Origin of the sequence: Microbacterium sp. SLBN-154, from assembly GCF_006715565.1 — a bacterium.
Taxonomy (GTDB): domain Bacteria; phylum Actinomycetota; class Actinomycetes; order Actinomycetales; family Microbacteriaceae; genus Microbacterium.
On the sequence record NZ_VFNL01000001.1, the window covers coordinates 567,813 to 585,402 of the forward strand.

The 17,590-nt window shown below is 70.0% G+C and carries 19 protein-coding genes; 8 read left to right on the forward strand and 11 right to left on the reverse strand.

Annotated elements, in window-relative coordinates; all coding sequences use genetic code 11:
• Window positions 1–87 precede the first annotated feature (87 nt).
• Window positions 88–933: a CPBP family intramembrane glutamic endopeptidase gene (locus FBY40_RS02840; protein WP_141936241.1), complete on the forward strand. Its 846-nt coding sequence runs from the start codon at window positions 88–90 to the stop codon at window positions 931–933.
• A gap of 15 nt (window positions 934–948) precedes the next feature.
• Here the strand turns inward: FBY40_RS02840 and FBY40_RS02845 are convergent, their stop codons facing one another.
• Both FBY40_RS02845 and FBY40_RS02850 read right to left on the reverse strand, forming a co-directional pair.
• Window positions 949–2,550, reverse strand: a complete 1,602-nt coding sequence (locus FBY40_RS02845; protein WP_141936243.1) for an SPFH domain-containing protein — start codon at window positions 2,548–2,550, stop codon at window positions 949–951.
• Window positions 2,551–2,683: 133 nt separating this feature from the next.
• Entirely contained in the window at window positions 2,684–3,649 is a 966-nt protein-coding gene (locus FBY40_RS02850) for a helix-turn-helix transcriptional regulator (protein WP_141936245.1), read from the reverse strand.
• Window positions 3,650–3,768: 119 nt separating this feature from the next.
• On the opposite strand from FBY40_RS02850, the gene FBY40_RS02855 reads away from it, so the two are divergent.
• Complete coding sequence (locus FBY40_RS02855) at window positions 3,769–4,164, forward strand: RidA family protein (RefSeq protein WP_141936247.1); 396 nt, start codon at window positions 3,769–3,771, stop codon at window positions 4,162–4,164.
• Window positions 4,165–4,366: 202 nt separating this feature from the next.
• A complete protein-coding gene (locus FBY40_RS02860) occupies window positions 4,367–5,761 on the forward strand; it encodes a glutamate decarboxylase (protein WP_141939979.1) in 1,395 nt (464 codons plus the stop codon).
• On the opposite strand, the gene FBY40_RS02865 is transcribed toward FBY40_RS02860, so the two are convergent.
• From FBY40_RS02865 to FBY40_RS02875, 3 genes are all read right to left on the reverse strand, one after another.
• Window positions 5,758–6,795 carry a GNAT family N-acetyltransferase gene (locus tag FBY40_RS02865; RefSeq protein WP_235014488.1) on the reverse strand — a complete coding sequence of 346 codons (1,038 nt, stop codon included), beginning with the start codon at window positions 6,793–6,795 and terminating at the stop codon, window positions 5,758–5,760. The two genes, FBY40_RS02860 and FBY40_RS02865, sit on opposite strands and share 4 nt — an antisense overlap.
• A 151-nt stretch (window positions 6,796–6,946) precedes the next feature.
• A complete protein-coding gene (locus FBY40_RS02870; RefSeq protein ID WP_124291959.1) occupies window positions 6,947–7,198 on the reverse strand; it encodes a hypothetical protein in 252 nt (83 codons plus the stop codon).
• 75 nt (window positions 7,199–7,273) lie between these two features.
• Window positions 7,274–8,116, reverse strand: coding sequence for a GNAT family N-acetyltransferase (locus FBY40_RS02875; protein WP_141936251.1), 843 nt, complete (start codon window positions 8,114–8,116; stop codon window positions 7,274–7,276).
• 120 nt (window positions 8,117–8,236) lie between these two features.
• On the opposite strand from FBY40_RS02875, the gene FBY40_RS02880 reads away from it, so the two are divergent.
• Together FBY40_RS02880 and FBY40_RS02885 are read left to right on the forward strand one after the other, a co-directional pair.
• Window positions 8,237–9,493, forward strand: coding sequence for an MFS transporter (locus tag FBY40_RS02880; RefSeq protein ID WP_141936253.1), 1,257 nt, complete (start codon window positions 8,237–8,239; stop codon window positions 9,491–9,493).
• On the forward strand, window positions 9,486–10,238 hold the full coding sequence (locus FBY40_RS02885; RefSeq protein ID WP_141936256.1) for a MerR family transcriptional regulator: 753 nt from the start codon (window positions 9,486–9,488) through the stop codon (window positions 10,236–10,238). Before FBY40_RS02880 ends, FBY40_RS02885 begins: the two co-directional genes overlap by 8 nt.
• Before the next feature lie 19 nt (window positions 10,239–10,257).
• Here FBY40_RS02885 and dhaM read toward each other — a convergent pair whose 3' ends face one another.
• From dhaM to dhaK, 3 genes are read right to left on the reverse strand one after another with little or no spacing between them, the layout of a single operon-like run.
• Entirely contained in the window at window positions 10,258–10,974 is a 717-nt protein-coding gene (dhaM, locus tag FBY40_RS02890) for a dihydroxyacetone kinase phosphoryl donor subunit DhaM (protein ID WP_141936258.1), read from the reverse strand.
• The gene (dhaL, locus tag FBY40_RS02895; protein ID WP_141936259.1) at window positions 10,971–11,618 is read right to left on the reverse strand and encodes a dihydroxyacetone kinase subunit DhaL; all 648 of its coding nucleotides are present in this window, start codon (window positions 11,616–11,618) and stop codon (window positions 10,971–10,973) included. Before dhaL ends, dhaM begins: the two co-directional genes overlap by 4 nt.
• Window position 11,619: 1 nt before the next feature.
• Window positions 11,620–12,615, reverse strand: coding sequence for a dihydroxyacetone kinase subunit DhaK (gene dhaK / locus FBY40_RS02900; protein ID WP_141936261.1), 996 nt, complete (start codon window positions 12,613–12,615; stop codon window positions 11,620–11,622).
• Window positions 12,616–12,790: 175 nt separating this feature from the next.
• Here dhaK and FBY40_RS02905 point away from each other — a divergent pair, with 175 nt between their 5' ends.
• Window positions 12,791–13,669 carry a VOC family protein gene (locus FBY40_RS02905; RefSeq protein ID WP_141936263.1) on the forward strand — a complete coding sequence of 293 codons (879 nt, stop codon included), beginning with the start codon at window positions 12,791–12,793 and terminating at the stop codon, window positions 13,667–13,669.
• 106 nt (window positions 13,670–13,775) lie between these two features.
• On the opposite strand, the gene FBY40_RS02910 is transcribed toward FBY40_RS02905, so the two are convergent.
• Window positions 13,776–14,261, reverse strand: a complete 486-nt coding sequence (locus tag FBY40_RS02910) for a VanZ family protein (RefSeq protein WP_141936265.1) — start codon at window positions 14,259–14,261, stop codon at window positions 13,776–13,778.
• 103 nt (window positions 14,262–14,364) lie between these two features.
• A complete protein-coding gene (locus FBY40_RS02915; RefSeq protein ID WP_141936267.1) occupies window positions 14,365–14,670 on the reverse strand; it encodes a hypothetical protein in 306 nt (101 codons plus the stop codon).
• A 185-nt stretch (window positions 14,671–14,855) separates the two neighbouring features.
• Here FBY40_RS02915 and FBY40_RS02920 point away from each other — a divergent pair, with 185 nt between their 5' ends.
• Both FBY40_RS02920 and FBY40_RS02925 read left to right on the forward strand, forming a co-directional pair.
• Window positions 14,856–15,899: a zinc-binding dehydrogenase gene (locus FBY40_RS02920; protein WP_200829911.1), complete on the forward strand. Its 1,044-nt coding sequence runs from the start codon at window positions 14,856–14,858 to the stop codon at window positions 15,897–15,899.
• A complete protein-coding gene (locus tag FBY40_RS02925; RefSeq protein ID WP_141936269.1) occupies window positions 15,896–17,221 on the forward strand; it encodes an MFS transporter in 1,326 nt (441 codons plus the stop codon). The genes FBY40_RS02920 and FBY40_RS02925 overlap by 4 nt, the downstream gene beginning before the upstream one ends.
• Here the strand turns inward: FBY40_RS02925 and FBY40_RS02930 are convergent.
• Window positions 17,205–17,585, reverse strand: a complete 381-nt coding sequence (locus tag FBY40_RS02930) for a hypothetical protein (protein WP_141936271.1) — start codon at window positions 17,583–17,585, stop codon at window positions 17,205–17,207. The two genes, FBY40_RS02925 and FBY40_RS02930, sit on opposite strands and share 17 nt — an antisense overlap.
• Window positions 17,586–17,590 lie beyond the last annotated feature (5 nt).

Here is a 17,590-nt window from a genome sequence, read left to right on the forward strand (position 1 = left end):
CTTGCGGCGCGTGACGGCACTCGCTAGGCGTTGACCGGGCCGGCCGCGGATGTCGTCGAGCTCATCACGCTCCGGTTACGGTCGAGCATGCCCACTGCGACGACCAGGCCTGGCCCGCGCGTCGGAACGGGGTGGCGCGTCACAGTGGTCCTGGCAGCGACCATCGTGATCTGGGGTCTCATGGTCTGGCTCTCCACTGCCGTCTGGGGGAATGAGGTGGGCCCGGCCAGACGCATCTCCAGCGCTCTCTTCGTCATCGCACTCACGGTGCCGATGATCGTGGTCGTCCGACGTTTTCTCGATCGCCGGCCGTGGTCGACACTGCGGCTCCAGACGGGACCGAGCCTGTGGCGGTCCCTTCTCGTCGGGGTGGGCTCATTCGTGATCCCCTCGGCGATCGGGCTGGGGGTCGCGAGTGCGGCGGGGTGGGTCCGGATCACGACAGACCTCTCCCCGGCCGCGTTGGTCGGCGCTGTCGCCTTCACTGTGGTGACGGTCCTGCTGCTGGAGGCCATTCCCGAAGAGTTGATCTTCCGGGGCTACGTCTACCGCACTCTGTCGGCATCGATCGCACCCGTGCGGGCCGTGCTCATCCAAGCCGTCCTCTTCGCGCTCCTCGGCACGACACTGTGGGTCGCGACGACCGGTTGGGGCGTGATCGTGGAGAGGGGTTCGCTCTTCCTCGTCATGGGTGTCGTCCTCGGCGTCCAGCGACTGGTGTCAGACAGCGTCTGGACGCCGATCGGTTTCCATCTCGGGTTCCAGGTCGTCGCCCAGTCACTCTTGACGAATCCCGCCGTTCAGACGAGCAGCGCCATGGTGGTCACCGTTGCCGGCATCGTGCCCGGTTTCGTTTTCTCCGTCGCCGTCACGCGATTGTTCATCCACCGGAAGGCGAACTGGATACTCCCCGAGCCCGACGCGTCGCTCTGAGGCCGTCGGCGTCCGTCAGTTGCCGGCGGGGTCGTCCGCGGAGTCGCGGCTCGCCGCGGGCTTGCGGGCCGCCGGAGCCGCCGGCGCCGCCGGCGTGGCGGCCCCCGCCATCCCCGCTCCGATCCCACGCCCGACTGCCTGACCCTGGATGATGCCCGCCAGGTCGAGTCCGGTGGCCGACTCGACGCTGTCGAAGACCGAGCGCAATGCCTTCGCGCTGTCTCCGCCCACGACATCCGACGCGCCGTCGCCGGAGCCGCCGACGATCGAGACGTTGCCGATCGTGGAGTAGCCCTTGGCGAATTCGGCCATGATCGAGGGCAGCACCTCGAGAACGCGCTGCGACAGGAATGCCTCCTGGTTCGACGCGATGGCCTCAGCCTCGGCCTGTACCGCCGCGGCCCGCGCCTCACCTTCGGCGCGGATCGCGTCGGCTTCGGCCTGCGAGCGCAGACGGCGGGCCGTCGCCTCGGCATCGGCCAGTGAGCGGAGTGCGTTCGCCTCACCGCTGGCCTTCGCCTCGGCGGCCGCTGCCTCACCGGCCGCGCGGGCGCGGTCGGCTTCGGCCTGCTGCTCGGCGATACGCGTGCGCGCCTCGGCCTGCTTCACCTGCTCGATCGCCGCGGCCTCGGCCGCGCGCTCGCGCGTGTAGAGCTCCGCCTGCGCGCGGGTCTCGGCCTCGTAGCGCTGCGCGTCGGCGACGCGCTTGACGTCGGCATCGAGCTGCGCCTGCTTGTTCTCGGCCTGCTGCTGCAGCACGGCCTGCTCGGCCTGGGCGCGGGCCAGGTACTCGGCCTGCTCGGCCTCGGCGCGGGCCCGACCGACGCCGGCGTCGGCGTTGGCCGTGTTGGTGTCGAGGGCGGTCTGCTCGACAAGGTTCGCTTCCTTGTTCGTGATGATCTTCTGGTTGATCGCACGATCGGCGTTGGTCTGAGCGATCTCGGCAGCCTGGCGCTTCGCCTGGATCTCGGGAGCACCGAGCGACTGGATGTAGCCCACGGCATCGGTGATGCCCTTGATCTGGAACGAGTCGAGGATGAGGCCCTGCTCGGCGAGTTCGTGCGAGACGTCGGCGGCGATCTGGTCGGAGAACTTCTTGCGCTCGCGCATCAGTTCCACGACCGACAGTGTCGCGACGATGCCTCGCAGCGCACCTTCGAGCTGCTCGGTGGTGAATTGTTCGATCGCGGCGTCCTGCGAGGCGAAGCGTTCCGCGGCGCGACGCACGAACAGCGGGTCGGAGCCGATCTTCACGATCGCCACTCCATCGACGTTGAGAGTGACATTGTCGAGCGACTGCGCCTCGGCGTTCAACGACACCTGACGTGACCGCAGCGAGATGATCTCGTGGCGCTGCGTGATCGGGTTCACGAGCGACTTGCCGTTGACGATCACCGTGACCGGCGACTCCGACATCTCCGATGAGCTCGTGCCGTCGGCGGCCAGCACCGTGCTCTGCACCTTCTGCTTGCGGCCCGAGATCACCAACGCCTCGTCGGCGCGGGCGACCTTGATCCAGCTACGTGCGAACAGCAGTGCGATCAGGCCGATGACGATCGCGGCGACGACCGCGATACCGACGATGATCAGGATGCCGACGACTCCGGCGATCTCCATGTATGACTCCCCTTGTCACGCAAGACGGCGGCGGCCCACCCGACACCCCCACCCACCCTGCCAGACCGGCCGTGCGCCCACCGCATTCGGCGGAAGAGATGTGGAAACCGCTGACCGAGGAAACCGTCGATGGTCACGACGAGTAGAGAGCGGCCAGAGCACGTGCACGCGTCGCGACGGCCTCGCAGAGCGCATCGGGTGCGAGGACGCGCGCGTCGAGCTCGAGCTGCCAGGCCGCCCACACGGCGTGACGAAGGTCGTCGAACGCGACGTCCAGCCGCACCCATCCGGATTCGGCCGGCCTCTCCGCACGGAGGGCCCGCACCGTCCCGACCAGCTCGTCTCGGCGTGAGGCCCTGACGTCGACGGTCACGGACAGGTGGCCATCGGCCAGGAACGTCGCGCTGCGTTCGGCCCAGAGGCGGTCCAGGTCGACCCGCGCCGGACGGTCGGCCGGTTCGGTGAGCTCCTGAGCGAAGAGCATCCGAGACAGCCGATACGTGCGGTCTTCCCCCGCGGCGAGGGCGAGCAGATAGGTCCGGTCGCGGACGGTCACCAGGCCGATCGGGTCGACGAGGTGCGATCGGGGCGTTCCGGTGGGGGCCGCGTAGTCGAACCGCAGCTTGTGTCCGGCCAGGACCGCGCGGCGGACCTCGCTCATCACCCCGTCCGCCAGTTCCTCGGTCACGGTTCGCCGGGACAGCAGATCGGTCTCCGGTTCGACGAGCAGACGGCGGGCGGCGTCATCCACGTTGGCGCGGTGTCCTTCGGGCAGCGCGTCGATCACCTTGCGCATCGCCGACGCGAGGGGGGCGCTCAGGCCGAAGACGCTCCCGCCGCGTCCCGAACCCGCCGTGAGCATCGCCAGCGCTTCGTCATGGTTCAGACCGGTCAGTTCGGTCCGGAATCCGGGAAGCAGGGAGAACCCCCCGTGCCGACCGCGGTCGACATACACCGGCACGCCGGCAGCAGACAGCGCCTCGATGTCGCGCAGCACCGTGCGCGGCGACACCTCCAGCTCTCCAGCCAGCTCGCCCGCCGTCATCCGCCCCCGCTGGCGTAGGAGCAGCACCAGCGAGACCAACCGATCCGCCCGCATCCCCTCATCCTCGTGCAGAAACACGACACAAGGTGTCATGTTTCGTTGCGAGGCTCGTAAGAGCGGGCGATGACGGCTCCCGGCCGCCGGCTTCCGCACACATACAGATCGGAGTGGAAATGGATCGAACAGCAGTCAACCCGGTGACGTGGTCGCAGGCGATGGGCTTCAACCAGGGTGAGGTCGTCTCAGGCGAAACCCGCACCCTCTACATTTCGGGACAGACCGCCATGAGCGCTGACGGCCGGCCGGAGCATGACGGTGATCTCGCGGCTCAGCTCGCCTTGGCAGCGGACAACCTCGAGGGGGTCCTCACCGCTGCGGGGATGTCTCTGAAGAATCTCGTCCGGCTCAACGTCTACACCACGGATGTGGACGCGCTGTTGCCGCACTACGGCGTGCTCGCTGCCCGGCTCGGCGCCGCCGGGGTCGCCCCGACGACGACGATGCTCGGGGTGGCCCGGTTGGCGATCCCCGGCCAGATGGTCGAGCTCGAGGGGACGGCGATCGCGTAGCGGGCAGCCGTGGTCTTCGCCACGACGGTCGGTGGAGGCTCCCCGGCCGTCGTGGCGAACTCCTGCCATCCCGCCCTTGCCGCACCCCGCCGGCGTCCCGGGTCTGGTCCTCGCGCGGGAACACCGGCACGATGGCGGTGACCCCGCCGTCGTCATCCTCGCCGCGTGTCTCGCGCACCGACGGTTCCTTCAGGAGGAAGCAGTGCTGCACAACCGCAAGTCGCTCCGAGACGAACTGCTGGATGTGATCTTCGCCTCGCCCTACGCCGCGAGCACCCTGCCGAAGTACCGCATCCCCGACGACGAGCACCTGCCCGACCGGGCGCACCAGATCGTGGTCGACGAGTTGATGCTCGACGGCAACTCCCGGCAGAACCTGGCGACCTTCTGCCAGACCTGGCTCGAGCCGCAGATCCAGGACATCATGGCCCGCTCGATCGACAAGAACATGGTGGACAGGGACGAGTATCCGCAGACGGCTGCGATCGAGGAGCGCTGCGTGCACATCATCGCCGACCTGTGGAACTCGCCCGACGCCGCCGACACCCTGGGGACGTCCACGACCGGTTCCAGCGAGGCGGCGATGCTCGGTGGCATGGCGCTGCTGTGGAAGTGGCGCGAGCGTCGCCGCGCCGCAGGGCAGCCGACCGACCGGCCGAACCTCGTCACGGGGCCTGTTCAGGTCTGCTGGCACAAGTTCGCGCGCTACTGGGACGTCGAGCTCCGGGAAGTCCCGATGGCGGAGGACCGTCTGCTGATGACCCCGGAGGAGGCGCTGGCCCGGGTCGACGAGAACACGATCGGTGTCGTGCCGACGCTCGGGGTGACCTTCACCGGCGCCTACGAGCCGGTCAACGCCATCAGCGATGCGCTGGATCAGCTTCAGCGCGACACCGGGCTGGATGTGCCGATGCACGTCGACGCCGCCAGCGGCGGGTTCCTCGCCCCCTTCGTCACGCCCGACCTGGTGTGGGACTTCCGGCTGCCGCGGGTGAAGTCGATCAACGCCAGTGGCCACAAATTCGGGCTCGCGCCGCTCGGGGTGGGGTGGATCATCTGGCGCGACGCCGCCGACCTTCCGAAGGACCTCATCTTCGACGTGAACTATCTCGGCGGCAACATGCCGAGCTTCGCCCTCAATTTCTCCCGGCCGGCGGGGCAGGTCGTGGCCCAGTACTACCTGCTGCTTCGTCTCGGGCGCGAGGGGTATCGCCGGGTGCAGCAGTCCTGCTACGACACCGCGCAGCACCTCGCCGCCGAGATCGCTGCGCTCGGCCCGTTCGAGATCATCCATGACGGGGCGCCGGCAGGCGGCATCCCCGCGATCTCCTGGCGGCTGAAAGCCGGGCATGAGGCGCCGTTCACCCTGTTCGACCTCGCCGACCGGCTGCGCACACGCGGATGGCTCGTTCCGGCGTACTCGCTCCCGGCCGACCGCGAGAACACGGTGGTGCAGCGCATCCTCGTCCGCCACGGCTTCGGTCGCGACGAGGCGTCACTGCTGATGGACGATTACCGCTCGGCCATCGCCCACTTCGACAACCACCCGATCACGGTGCCGATGTCAGAGGAGGAGGCGGGCAGCTTCCATCACTAGGGACGCCGGACGAGCGCGACCGAGCGCTCCTCGGCGACGAAACCCAGGCCCGAATAGAGCGTGTTCGCGCCGGTCGGGCTCTCGGTGTCGACGTCGAGGATCGCCTCGTCGATGTCGGCGTCGGCGATGGCGCGCAGCGCGTGGGAGATGACGAGTGGCGCGAGCCCTTCACGGCGCCGGTCACGCACCACGCCGATGAGGTCGATGTACGCGTTGCTGCGTCCCCGGGCCTCCCAGTCGTCATGGTTCACGGTGACGAGGCAGAAGGCGATGATCCGTCCGTCGGCGTCGACGACGAGTCGGGAGAGATCGGCCCGGAAGAATTCGCTGCCGACGAACTTCCCCCACCCCTGAGGGGTCGAAGGGAGACTGCCCCAGTGATCGCGGAACGCGTCGTTGCGCGCCGTGCGGGCGTCGTCTTCCCGATCGCTCGAGTATGCGACGACCTCGACACCGTCGGGCTTCGTCACGTCGGGCACGGCGGATCGCTGCCGCACCATCGTGGCGAACCACCGCTCGGGGGTGAAGCCGAACGACGCGGCAAGGGCCTGATGACCGACGTTGATCGCCTCGGCGTACGTCTTCAGCTCCGTGGGCAGCTCCACCGTCGCCCCCGCAGCCGCCTCCGCGACCTGCTGCTCCGCCCGGGCGTTCTGCCACGCGAACAGCTCGCGACCGATGCCGCGCCGGCGCCACGCGGGATGCACGGAACCTGCGAGGTGCACGCTGTACTTCTCATCCCGCGAAGGGTGAAGGAACGAGCTGCCCGCAGCGATCGCCGTCCCATCCTCGGCGAACCCGATCAGGGTGTCGCGCGTGTGGTCGATGTGGGGAAGGTCGAACGTGTCGGCCACCTCCTCGCGAGGAGTGACCCAGGAGGGGTGATCGACGGCGTCCGCCGCAGCGAAGACTCCGTGGATGGCGTCGATGTCGTCGCGCGTGCCGGTTCGCCACAGCGCGACATCCGGATGCTGCGGCAGGGCCGGTCCGGCGCCGTCGCCGGTTCGGGTTCCGACCGTACTGTCGTCGCTCACGGGGCCCACCCTACCGACGACGGCAGGGACGGTCCTGCCCGCGGCGCGAGGACGATCGGTCGAGGCGCGTACTATCCAGGCCGGTCCTTACTCTCCTCGACCGATCGTCCTCGTCTCGGCCGCGACGCCGCGTGGCGCGCGCCAGAAACGCCTAGCGGTGACCGTCCTGATCGACGTCGGTGTACTCGCCGGGCGTTCCCTCGGGGTGGGTGCGGGTGCCGTCGCGCCCTTCGGCATCCTCGTACTCGCCAGGGGCTCCGCGGTGATCCGCGGTGCGCGTGCCATCGGCCCGCTCGGCGTCTTCGTACTGCCCCGGCACTTCGTCGCCCTGGTGGGTGAAACGGCCGCTGCGCGTTTCTTCGTCGGTGTACTCGCCCTCGTCGGGGGTGGACCTGTCGCTCACGATCGTCTCCTTCGTCGTCGTACCCCACACGCTACGCCCGAGGGCCGCTCCGCGGCATCAGGTTGACAGCGGATATCACCCCAGCTCGAGGCTCGTGATCCCGAAGAGGCCGTCGGTGTCGATCCGCGGCGGCTCTCCCGTGTACATGCGGGCCGTCTCGAACGACGGCGCCCACCCCTGCGCCTGCGCCCACGCCACGGCGCGGGGATTGACGCCGGGCACGTCGACGGCGACCGAGGTCGCTCCGCGGTCCTCCGCGAGCGCGCTCACGAGGGCCGAGGCGATCGCAGCGTCATCGGTGAAGACGGGTCCGAGCCGCGAGGCGGCATGGGCATCGCGCAGCACCGCGAACCCGACGATCTCATCGCCGCGCAGGGCGACCCGGGCGCTGCGCGCGGGCAGGCTCACCCACGCCGCGAGGAATGCGTCGCGGGGCGCTCCGAAGAAGCGCCGGTCGTATGCCGCCAAGCGGTCGGACGGGATGTCACGCGCATCGACGAGGCGCACACCCGCGGGCGGCGGCGTCGCGGCAGGCCCACCCTCGTACCGGATGTTCGTCCATGCCGGGTGGAATCCCGACCGGCGGTAGTTGTCCTGCTGGGCGACGACGCCGTCGAGGGCGACGATTCGTCCCGCCATCCGCTTCATCCCGGCCCGCCAGGTCTGAAAACCGAGTCCCCGGCCCCGCACGTCGGGACGGGCGATGTACATGCCGAGGAACCCGAACGCGTCGCCGTAGCCGATGACCGAGATGGATGTCACGGGCTCGCCGTCGAGCCGGCCGATCAGGAACCCGCGGGGGTCGGCGACAGCGAACGCCTGCGCGTCGGTGACGCCCGGGTTCCATCCCTCGGCGACCGCCCAGTCGGCCATCATCGTCACCTCGGCGGGGCTCGCCACGCCGACCTCGAATCCCATGGTCAGACCGTAGCGCGTGGCGCCCGGGCGGTCAGCGCCGGGCAGTCCGGTTCGAGCCGGGTGGCCCGCTGATGGCGCAGAACTTGACTCCGCCGTTGCGTCATAGTTCTGACTGGGTGCATGAACGTCATCCCCGTCGCCTACCTCGCGTCCTACATGCTGTCGCTGCTGGGCAACTCCGTCGCCGGAATCGCCCTTCCGCTGATCGTCCTCCAGGTGACGGGGAGCGCCCTCGGGGCCGGCGCGGTGGCGGCCGCGACCGCGATCCCCGCCGTCCTTGCCGGCCTCGTGATGGGGGTGGTGATCGACAGGATCAACCGGCGAACCTCCTCGGTCATCACCGATCTCGTGTCAGCCGCATCGATCGCCGCGCTCCCGCTGATCGACCTGATCTCCGGGTTGAGCCTTGGATGGTTCATCCTGTTCGGGATCATCGGCTCGCTCGGGGATGTACCGGGCATGACCGCCCGCGACGCTCTCCTGCCTGCGATCGTGCGTCACGGTGGGATCGGAGCCGAGCGACTCATGGGCATCCGCGAGACGCTCGGCGCCGCCGCGCTGCTGCTCGGGCCGGCCGCGGCAGGAACGCTCATGGTCCTGTTCGACGGCTCGACCGTTCTCTGGATCACCGCGGCGACGTCGCTGTCCGCGGCACTGCTCACGCTCGTGATTCCCCGCCGTGTCGGCGTGGTCTTCGTCCCGACCCGCGCCGCCGGCAGCGCGCGCACCAGCGGCTGGACGCAGCTGCGCGACGGGTGGCGGGTGCTGTTCCGCAGCCCGTTCCTCGTGATGACGACGACGCTGAGCCTCATCTCCGTGATCGTGCTGTCGTCGATGCAGGGACTGATCCTTCCGGTGCACTTCTCGCTCATCGATCAGCCCGGAATGCTCGGCTTCGTCCTCACGGCCCTCGCGGGGGGAATGCTGGTGGGCGGCACGATTTACTCCGTCGCCGGCGCGCGGGGCCGGCGACGGACGTGGTTCCTCATCGGGCTGTTCGGCAGCGCCGCGGGCTTCGGGGTCATCGCGGTCCTTCCCGATGTCTGGGTCGTGTTCGCGGGTGCCTTCATCGTCGGACTCTCCAGCGGGCTGTTCGGCAGTCTCATCGGCGTGCTGATGATCGAGCGGATTCCGGAGCAGATGCGGGGGCGGGTGATGGGCACGCAGAACGCGATCATGACCGCCGCGCCCGCGGTGGGCATCGTCGCTGCAGCGGTGCTCACCGAGTACGCGGGCGTGAACGTCGCCGCGATCGCCCTGGCCGGCGTGTGGATCATCGCGCTCGCGCTCGGGGTGTTCGCCCGCCCGCTGCGTAGTCTGGAGCGGGGAAGCGCGGGGCCGGGCGGAGCCGAGACGGTGGTGAACGAGCGTGCGTAGTGCAGAGCTGGCCCGACTGGCCGGGGTCACCGTTCGCGCTCTGCGCCACTACCATCAGGTCGGCGTGCTCGCTGAACCTCCGCGCGGGTCGAACGGATACCGCGACTACGACGTGCACGACCTGGTTCGGTTGCTGCGGATCCGGCGGCTGGCGTCGCTCGGCGTTCCCCTGGAGCGCATGCCCGACCTCCTCGATGCATCATCCGACGGTGCCGCACTGCTCGACGAGCTCGACGCCGAGCTCGCGGAGCAGATCGCGCGCCTCGCCGAGCAGCGCGCCCTCATCGCGCGGGTCCGTGCGCTGGATGCCCCGCCCGACGTCCCCGCCGAGTTGGCGCCGTTCCTGGCGTTCTTCGCTGCGGCGGGTGCCCCGTCGGAGCTCACTCGGATCGATCGCGACCAGTCCGTCCTGCTCGCGCATCTCGTCGGTGACGAGCGGATGCCTCAGCTGGTGCGCTTCTACGAGAGGATCAGCGATCCCGCCATCGCTCCCGCGGTCGTCGCCTTCTCGGAGCGGTTCGCTGACCTGGGTCCCGACACTCCCGAGCAGGAGACCGCAGCGCTGGTGTCGGACTTCATGAGCGCCTTCGGCCCACTTCTCACCGAGTCGTCCGCAGACGCGATGCTGACGATGAGCCGCGCCGCCGAGCAGCTGATCGCCGAGTACACCGGCGACGTGCTGAACCCCACGCAGCGACGGGTCCTCGCCGATCTCGCCGCGGCGGTCGACGACCGTCTCGCCTGACCGATCGACGGCCCGCCCCTCAGTCCTTCTCGCCGAAGCCGTCCTTCACCAGATCCCGCAGGGCGGCGACCGCCTTCTCGGCGTCGGGCCCGTCGGCCTCGATCCGCAGGACATCGCCCTTCGACGCTCCCAGGGACAGGAGGCCGACCATGCTGTTGGCCTTCACCGGTCCCGCTCCCGAGGTGGCGTTGGAGATGCGGATGTCGGCGGTGAACGTCCGCACGGTGCGCACGAGCGTCGCCGCGGGGCGCGAGTGCAGCCCGACCTTGTTCACCAGCGGCTCCTCGGCGGTGATCCCGTCGGCCGGCGCAGGCGCAGTATCCGCCGGTTCCGGTGCTCCGTCCGACTCGTCCCGCCGCTTCGCGGCCAGGGCGCCCCGGGCTTCGGCGGCGACCTCGTCGAGCGTGGCGCCCGACAGGGCACGCACGATGCCCGCGGTCATGCCCTCGACGAACGGCCCGTCGCTGATGCGCACCGGATGGGTCGACTCCCGCAGGTCGAGGGCGAGCTCAGCGCTCAGCACCGCCGAGCCGAGGTCGGTCATGATGAGCACGCCGTCGGCGTCGGCGAGCTCGTCGATCGCCTCCGCGATCGCTGCCGCGTCGGTGCCGAACCCTTCCTGGGCGCCCGAAGCGATCCGCACCGGCGGCGGTTCGTCGTGCACCATCTGCATCGCGAGGTCGAGCGCCGCCTCGGCGAGGGGCTGACTGTGCGAGACGATGACGAACCCGATCACCCCGCAGACTCCGACAGCGCCTCACTCATCGTCCGCAGCAGGATCGCCGCCGACACCGAACCGGGGTCGATGTGCCCGGCGCTGCGCTCGCCGAGGTACGAGGCGCGGCCCTTGCGCGCGACGAGCGGCTCGGTGGCATCCGATCCCTCCTGCGCCGCCTCCGCGGCCGCCGTCACCGCATCCGCTGCGGACGCGCCCGAGGCCACCGACGCCGACAGCGCCTCGATCGCCGGGTCGAGTGCGTCGATCATGGTCTTGTCACCCACCTCGGCGTGACCCCGGGCGACGACACCGGCGACGCCTGCCCGCAGCGCCTTCTCCACGTCGGCCGCGCTCATCTCCCCGTCGGGGGGAGAATTCTTCCCCATCTCGAGAAAGAAGGTGCCGTAGAGCGGCCCGGCCGCACCGCCGACGGACGAGATCAGCGTCATCCCGACCGTTTTGAACAGGGCCGGGATGTCGGCGGGCGAGCCTGCATCGAGCTTCGCGGTGATCGCGGTGAACCCACGGTTCATGTTGGTGCCGTGGTCGGCATCGCCGATCGCCGAGTCGAGCTGGGTGAGGTAGTCGGCGTTCTCGCTGAGCGCCGCGGCGGCGCGGCGGAGCCAGTCCTGCAGCGTGGCAGTGGTGACGGCATCCGTCATCTCAGGCACCCCACCGCAGGCCGCTGGTGTTGACGGGGGCATCCCAGAGGCGCAGCACCTCGTCATCCGCCTGGGTGAGGGTGAGCGAGCACCCCGCCATGTCGAGGCTCGTGATGTAGTCGCCGACGAGGGAACGAGCAACGTCGATCCCGCGCTGCTTCAGCGCCGCGGCCACTTCGGCGTAGACGACGTACAACTCGATCAGCGGGGTGCCGCCGAGGCCGGTGAGCAGGGCGATCACCGGTCCGCCGGTGAAGTCGAGGTCGGCTGTGATCGAGGAGACGAGCTCCTCGGCGATGTCGTGCGCGCTCGCGAGCGGCTTGCGCGTGCGACCCGGCTCGCCGTGGATCCCGACGCCCATCTCGATCTGGTCCTCCGGGAGGTCGAAGCTGGGCTTCCCGGCTGAGGGGACGGTGCAGCTGGTGAGAGCGACGCCCATCGACCGGCTCGCCTTCGAGACCTTCTCGGCCACGGCGGCCACCTCGGCGAGGGGGCGGCCTTCGGCGGCGGCGGCCCCGGCGACCTTCTCGACGATCACCGTGCCGCCGATGCCCCGGCGCCCGGCCGTCCAGGTCGAGTCCTCGACCGCGACGTCGTCGGCCACCAGGACCGACGCCGTCTCGATCCCCTCATCCTTGGCGAGGTCGGCGGCCATTTCGAAGTTCAGCACGTCGCCGGTGTAGTTCTTCACGATGAAGAGCACGCCGGCGCCGGTGTTCACCTTCGTCGCAGCGGCGAGCATCTGGTCGGGGGTGGGCGAGGTGAAGATCTCGCCCGCGCAGGCCGCGGCGAGCATGCCCGGGCCGACGAAACCGCTGTGCAACGGCTCGTGCCCCGAGCCGCCGCCCGAGACGAGCGCGACCTGGCCTTCGCTGCCGGCGGTCGGGCGCAGGACCAGGCGGTTCTCGTGGTCGACCTCGAGTTCGGGATGGGCGGCTTCCACCCCTCGCAGCGCGTCAGCGAGCACCGTTGCGGGGGCATTGATGAGCTTCTTCATGCGGGTCTCCTCTTCATCGAGTGCCTGGGTGGGCGGCGCGGTCATCGGGGCGCGCACCTGAGACGACAGTAGACACATCCGGTGGGGTTTCGGTATGGGTTCTTGGGGAGTTCGAAGCGACGCCGCGCGAGCGCCGCAGTGGAATGCCGGCACACCCGCGGGGGTTGAAGGGCACATGGATGCCGCGGGCCAGACCTCTTCCCTCATCGCCGACGACACGGCGATGGGCCCGGTGACCCTTCTCGTCGGCGACCTCGACGTGATGACGCGGTTCTACCGCGACGTCGTCACCCTCGAGGTGCTGAGCGCCGAGGGCGACACCGTCACTCTCGGGCGTACGGGGCGACCCATCGTCATCCTCGTCCACGCGCCCGAGCTCCGTCATGCGCCGCAGGGCGCGGCCGGGCTCTACCACACGGCCATCCTGTTCGAGTCGCAGGCGGCGCTCGCCGCCGCCGTGTACTCGGTCGCGCGCCAAGCACCGCAGACCTTCACGGGCAGCGCCGATCACCTGGTCAGCCAGGCGTTCTACTTCACCGATCCCGAGGGCAACGGCATCGAGCTGTACTGGGATCGCCAGCGCACGGAGTGGTCGTGGACCCACGGGCGCGTCGAGATGGGGACGCTCTTCCTCGATCCCAATGCGTTCCTCCGCGAGCATCTGACGGAGGATGCCGCGGCGGGCGCCACCGCCCGTGACGCCGCCGGGGTGGGACATGTGCATCTGTCGGTGGGCGATATCGCCAGCGCGCGGGCGTTCTACGTCGACGGGCTCGGTTTCGCCGAGACCGCCGAATTCCGGGGTTCGGCCCTCTTCGTCAGCGCGGGCGGCTACCACCATCACATGGCCATGAACGTCTGGAACTCGCGGGGTGCCGGTCCTCGCATGCCGGCGCTCGGGCTCGGGCGGGTCGACCTGGTGCTCCCCGGCGCCGACGACCTCGGCGAGCTCGGTGAGCGGCTGCGTCACCACGGCGTCGCGGTGCGCGACGACGGCCGAGGGCTCTCCTTCGACGACCCCTGGAGGAACGCGGTCTTCGCCACCGTCGCCTGATGACCCGTCTCGTGTCAGACGAAGGTGCGACGCCGGCGGTGGCGACGGTCAGGCGTGCCGACGACTCGTCGGCCTCGAGATGGTGGTCGCTGGCCTCGCCGGACGATCACGGCGTCGACATCGCGTCCTGGACCGACACATTCGACTGACCACGCCCGCGTCCCGGCCAGGCGGGATGGCGGCGGATGAGGGCGGCGACAGCCACGCCGACCACCGCGCCCAGCCCATTCGCGACGAGGTCCCGCGGGTGGGAGATGCGGTCGAGGGGGATCTGCGCCAGCTCGATCCCGAGGGTGAGCAGCAGAGGCAGCGCGAGCGCCAGCACGCCCCGCAGGAGCAGACCGGTGGCAACACCGATCGGCACGAACATCAGGACGTTCAGCAGGATCTCGAGGCTCCGCCCGTCGGTCCACGCCGCCTCATCCGTCCACGCGGCGGGGTTGAGGATGCCCCAGCGCGCCTCCGACCCCTCGGTCGCCCACGGCAGCGGGCGAAGGGTCACCCAGAGGACGAGGCTCGTGTAGAGCGCGCCCAGCAGGAACACAGCGGCCGACACCGTCCGTCGAACGGCGGGCGAGGCGGGGCTGCTCATGGTTCGATCGAACCGGTCGTGCACCGTCACGTCAACGCGATACGGCAACCCCAGCACCTCTGCACCGCGCTTTCCCAGGCGTCACGGGGTGGCCGGAGCGCGCTCACCGCCGAGCCAGCGCGTCCCAGTCGACGTCGATCATCCGGGGCTTCCGGCGCGAGATGCGCGCCCGGAGGACCGTTCCCACCTCGGGCCAGTACCGCTTGTCGAGGACGACCTCGGTCCGCAGCGTCTCGCCTTCGATCTCGGGCACCTCGAGAGCGAGCTCCATCGTGCACGTCTGGTAGCGCCGGCGGAGGGTGGGCGGCGTGAGGGAGAGGATGCGGATGGTGCCCACGTACGCGTCCGCCATCGTCGATCCGCTCAGGCGCTCGAGCGTTTCGGCCGCCCCATCTTCCCAGTCCTCCATGGTGCGAGCGTAGCGGGCAGGGTGCGCCTGTCCCCGCGCGCGTCACGACCCGTCACTTTTCGCGGTCTCGGTCTCCGCCGAGCCGCCGTTCTCGACGGGTCGCCGCGGGCCGATGCGCGGACGACGGGACCCACGCCGCTCGCGCTGTGCTTCGATGAAGACATGACGCTGCAGGGGAGAACGCGATGAAAGCCACCCTCATGTACGGCGCCGGAGACGTGCGGATCGAAGACGTCGCCGACCCCGTCATCCAGCAGCCGACCGACGCGATCGTCCGCACCGTCCGCACCTGCATCTGCGGCTCCGACCTGCATCCCTATCACTCGATGAAGCCGTCTGCGCGAGGTCAGAGCATGGGCCACGAGCTGCTGGGCGTCGTGGAGGAGACCGGGCCCGAGGTGACCACGGTGAAGAAGGGCGACCTCGTCATCGCCCCGTTCGCCTGGTCGGACAACACGTGCCCGACCTGCCGGGACGGCTTTCAGACCGCCTGCCCGCACGGCGGGTTCTACGCCACGCGCCAGACCGCGGGCCTCCAGGCCGAGCTCTCCCGCATCCCTCTCGCCGACGGCAGCCTCGTCGCCGTTCCCGGAGTGACCGAGGATGACACCGCGGTGCTCCCCTCGCTCCTGACCCTGTCGGATGTGTATCTCACCGGCTACCACGCGGCCTTCATGGCGCGGGTGCGTCCCGGCCAGTCGGTCACCGTCGTCGGCGACGGGGCCGTGGGTCTGTCGGCGGTGCTCGCAGCGAAGCAGATGGGCGCGGAGACCATCATCCTGATGGGACGCCACCGGGCGCGCACCGACCTGGGCGTGGAGTGGGGTGCCACCCACGTCGTGCCCGAGCGTGGCGATGAGGGCGTCCAGCGCGTCCTCGACATCACCGACGGCCTCGGAACCCACGCCGTGCTCGAAGCGGTCGGACACATGCCCGCCTACGAGCAGTCGTACCGTGTCGCGCGGACGGGGGGAGTGATCTCCCGGGTCGGCGTGCCGCAGTACGAGGAGGCGGGGGTAGGCTTCCGCTCGCTCTTCGGACGGAACCTCACGCTCACCGGCGGCCCCGCGCCCGTCCGCGCGTACATCGAGGACGCGATCCCGCAGGTTCTCGACGGCACGATCGAGCCCGGTCGCGTCTTCGACGTCACGATGCCGCTCGACGAGGTGCCGGCCGGGTATGCCGCCATGGACGCGCGCGCAGCACTCAAAGTCCTCGTGACCGTGTGAGCGCGCTCGACTCCGCACGACCGACCGCCACCCGCCCGGTCGGCACCCCCGCGGTTCTCGTCGCGCAGCTGCTCATCCGCAGCGCGTCGGCGGCCGGCGCGCTGGCCCTCGGAGCCTATTTCGTCGACCTGGCTCGCGCCGGCGCGCCGGTCGGGGCCCTCATCCTCGGCGTGCTCTCGGGGTTGAGCTTCCTCGCTGAGCTCGTGCTCGCACCCCTCGCGGGTTCGGCGAGCGATCGCCGCGGACGCCGCGTGTTCCTCGTGGCCGCCCCGCTCCTGGCCGCCGCCGGCATCCTCATCACCCCCGGCGCGTCGCTCATCGCGGTGGCGCCGTCGGCCGCGCTCGTGATCGCCGTCGTCGCGACATCCCGCCTTCTCGACGGCGCAGGCGCCGCGATCGCCGCGCCCGCCACCCTCGGCCTCCTCGCCGACGCCAGCGATGACGACCGGATGCGACGGGGCCGCGTGACGAGCCTGTACGAGCTGTCGTCTTCCGGCGGCATCGCCGTCGGCGCCGTCATCGGTCCGCTCCTCTACGGGGCGTGGGGGCTGTGGTCGTTCGTCGCGCTCGCAGCCGTCTACGTCGTGGCATCCCTGCTGGTGCTGCTCTTCGTGAGGCCGGATGCCGCGGGCGGACCGAGCCGCCTGCAGGCCGGCGTCCGCGAACGGATCCGGATCATCGGTCAACCCCGCCTGCTCGCCTTCCTCCCGGCATGGATCGCGGTCAACGCCATCCTCGGCACCTGGGTCACCTCGCAGATCACGTTCGTGCTCGCCGGCGACCGCACCGCTGACGGCCAGCTCCTGCCGGGCGCTTTCGCCGGCAACGAGGTGGGGCTCTCCGCCGTCCTCGGCGTCTACGTCCTGGTGTTCAGCCTCTGCATCGTGGCGTGGGCCTTCTTCATCGGGCGCCTGCCGACCGTGCCGACGCTGTTCGTCACGGTCGCGGGGGCGATCGTGGCGTCGATCGGTCTGCTGCTGCTCAATCACGGCGTGTCTCTGGCGATCGCGATCCCCATCGTGGTCGCGGGGATGTTCCTCGAGGCGGGGTTCACCCCGGCCGCGCTCACCCACCTCAGCGACATCTCGTCGGAGTTCCGCGAGAACCGCGGTCTGATCATGGGCGTGTACTCCGTCGTGGTCGGCGCCGGCTACCTTCTCGGCAACGTCCTCGGCGGCGTCTTCGCCGAGTGGCTGCTCTTCGACGGGCTGGCGATCCTCACGATCGGTCTCGCGGTGGTCGCGATGGCGTCGATCCTGGTGATGGCGGTCATCGAGCGGCGGATGGTCCCCCGCGTCCCCGGTGTCACACGGTCGAGCTGAAGTACAGCAGTCCGATCGGCACCAGCATCAACAGACCCAGCACGATGCCGCTGATCGACAGGCCGTAGCGGCGCTTGCGCGTGATGCCCACGATGAGTCCGATGACCGCCAGCAGCAGCACGAGCGCCCCACCGATCCCGAGCATCGGGATGAGGGCGACGAGCAGCCACCAGATGGCGTTCATCTCGGGGATGAGCCCGATGAGGAAGACGAAGAGCGTCGGCACCAGACCGACCATGGCGATGATGACGGCGATCAGACCGAGGACGTCGAAACCCTTCTTGCGCGCCGGCTGCGGGGCCGGCATCGCGGCGTATCCCGGCCCGTACCCCTGGCCGTACCCCGGTTCGTACCCTGCCGTCATCGGCG

Coding starts and splice junctions, on each gene's coding strand:
- FBY40_RS02850 (WP_141936245.1), bottom strand. CDS start 3,649: ATGCGGGCGGATCGGTTGGTCTCGCTGGTGCTGCTCCTACGCCAGCGG.
- FBY40_RS02930 (WP_141936271.1), bottom strand. CDS start 17,585: ATGACGGCAGGGTACGAACCGGGGTACGGCCAGGGGTACGGGCCGGGA.
- dhaL (WP_141936259.1), bottom strand. CDS start 11,618: ATGACGGATGCCGTCACCACTGCCACGCTGCAGGACTGGCTCCGCCGC.
- FBY40_RS02855 (WP_141936247.1), top strand. CDS start 3,769: ATGGATCGAACAGCAGTCAACCCGGTGACGTGGTCGCAGGCGATGGGC.
- FBY40_RS02920 (WP_200829911.1), top strand. CDS start 14,856: ATGAAAGCCACCCTCATGTACGGCGCCGGAGACGTGCGGATCGAAGAC.
- FBY40_RS02905 (WP_141936263.1), top strand. CDS start 12,791: ATGGATGCCGCGGGCCAGACCTCTTCCCTCATCGCCGACGACACGGCG.
- FBY40_RS02840 (WP_141936241.1), top strand. CDS start 88: ATGCCCACTGCGACGACCAGGCCTGGCCCGCGCGTCGGAACGGGGTGG.
- dhaK (WP_141936261.1), bottom strand. CDS start 12,615: ATGAAGAAGCTCATCAATGCCCCCGCAACGGTGCTCGCTGACGCGCTG.
- FBY40_RS02875 (WP_141936251.1), bottom strand. CDS start 8,116: ATGGGATTCGAGGTCGGCGTGGCGAGCCCCGCCGAGGTGACGATGATG.
- FBY40_RS02910 (WP_141936265.1), bottom strand. CDS start 14,261: ATGAGCAGCCCCGCCTCGCCCGCCGTTCGACGGACGGTGTCGGCCGCT.
- FBY40_RS02880 (WP_141936253.1), top strand. CDS start 8,237: ATGAACGTCATCCCCGTCGCCTACCTCGCGTCCTACATGCTGTCGCTG.
- FBY40_RS02915 (WP_141936267.1), bottom strand. CDS start 14,670: ATGGAGGACTGGGAAGATGGGGCGGCCGAAACGCTCGAGCGCCTGAGC.
- FBY40_RS02845 (WP_141936243.1), bottom strand. CDS start 2,550: ATGGAGATCGCCGGAGTCGTCGGCATCCTGATCATCGTCGGTATCGCG.